Origin of the sequence: Pseudonocardia nigra (genome assembly GCF_019396355.1) — a bacterium.
GTDB classification, from domain to species: Bacteria; Actinomycetota; Actinomycetes; order Mycobacteriales; family Pseudonocardiaceae; genus Pseudonocardia; species Pseudonocardia nigra.
Genome location: NZ_JAHKRK010000438.1, coordinates 1 through 1,641 on the forward strand (window position 1 = coordinate 1; position 1,641 = coordinate 1,641).

General features: G+C 75.3%; 2 protein-coding genes. Both read right to left on the minus strand.

The features are described from left to right. A partial coding sequence (locus KME75_RS41370) for a hypothetical protein (RefSeq protein ID WP_219420438.1) occupies positions 1-460 on the minus strand: 460 nt, incomplete at its 3' end. Between the two features lie 129 nt (positions 461-589). Next, positions 590-1,477: an RluA family pseudouridine synthase gene (locus tag KME75_RS41375; RefSeq protein WP_219420439.1), complete on the minus strand. Its 888-nt coding sequence runs from the start codon at positions 1,475-1,477 to the stop codon at positions 590-592. Between the last annotated feature and the right edge of the window lie 164 nt (positions 1,478-1,641).

The following is a 1,641-nucleotide window of genomic DNA, read 5'->3' on the forward strand; positions in this document are numbered from 1 at the left end:
CCGCTGCGACGTCGCCGGGGCGCCCGGTCGCCCGGGTGGCGTCCCCGGCCGCCGCCGCCGCGGCCCGCTCCCGTGCCGAGGTCAGCGCCGTCACCGGCGGGACGCCCGGCTCGAGCCGTTCGAACCGGAGCGCGGTCTGCACCCGGGGCAGCGGCACCCGGAACACCGCGGTGACGGGCGTGGTGCCCGCGGTGGCGGCGACGGCGTCGGCGATCGGCAGCTCCGCGGCGAACTGCACCAGCGCGAGCGTCTGGGCCTGCGGCGGCGGGAGCTCGGCGGGCAGACGCGCGAGGTAGTGGTCGACCGCCTCCCCCGGCTCCGGCCCCAACCGGACGGACCCGACGGCGACGGGGTCGGACCCGGCCCCGGACGGCGCGGACCGCGCCCCCACGTACCAGGCGGTGAGCAGCGCGACGGCGGCGCAGACCAGGAGCACCGCGATGCGGCCACGAGCGCTCATGCATCACCCCTCGGCCAGTATCCGTTCTGTCCGATTGCCGGCGGCGGCGACCCGCGCACCCCACCGTGGGACACCGCAGCGACGTCAGAGCCGCGATCAGCGGCCGGCGCTCCGCGCGGCCTGGTCCACCTACTGGTCCCGCAGGCGATCCAGCGCCGCGGCGAGGTCCTCGGGATACGGGCTCGTGAACTCCACCCACCGCCCGTCGGCCGGGTGCTCGAACCCGAGCGAGCGGGCGTGCAGCCACTGCCGCTGCAGGCCCAGCCGCTTGGCGAGCGTCGGGTCGGCGCCGTAGGTGATGTCGCCGAGGCAGGGGTGGCGCAGCGCGGACAGGTGCACCCGGATCTGATGCGTCCGCCCGGTCTCCAGCCGGATGTCCAGCAGCGACGCCGCGCGGAACGCCTCGAGGGTGTCGTAGTGGGTGATGCTGGGCCTGCCGTCCGCCACCACCGCGAACTTGTAGTCGTGGCGGGGGTGGCGGTCGATGGGGGCGTCGATGGTGCCGCTGGACGGGTCGGGATGGCCCTGGGCCACCGCGTGGTAGCGCTTGTCGACCGTGCGCTCCTTGAACGCCCGCTTGAGCACCGTGTAGGCGTGCTCGGACGCGGCGACCACCATCACACCCGTGGTGCCGACGTCGAGGCGGTGCACGATGCCCTGCCGCTCCGCCGCACCCGAGGTGGACACCCGGAAGCCGAGCGCGGTGAGGCCGCCGACGACCGTGGGGCCGGTCCAACCGGGGCTCGGGTGCGCGGCGACGCCGACGGGCTTGTCCACCACGACGATCTCGTCGTCGGCGTGCAGGATCTCCAGCCCGGCCACGACCTCGGCGGGCGCCGCGATGTCGGTGGGCGCGTCCGGTTCCGGCAGCTGCACCTCGAGCCACGACCCGGCCGTCAGCCGGTCGGACTTGCCTGCCGCGCGGCCGTCGACGGACACCCGGCCGTCCTCGGCGAGCGTGGCGACGACCGTACGGGAGAGCCCGAGCAGCCGGGACAGCCCGGCGTCGACACGCATGCCGTCGAGGCCGTCGGGCACGGGGAGCTGGCGGAGATCGCTCACTGGTGCACCATCCTTGTGTCGGTAGCCGCCAGGCTGCTGATGCACCCGAGGTGCCCCTGGGTCACCGCCCTGCTCGCTCGACGCTGCGACGTCCAGCATGAGTTTCGCGGGGCCCGGTG

Bases quoted from the DNA above. Each gene is read 5' to 3' on its own strand.
- KME75_RS41375 (WP_219420439.1), bottom strand. From the start codon at position 1,477: ATGCGTGTCGACGCCGGGCTGTCCCGGCTGCTCGGGCTCTCCCGTACG.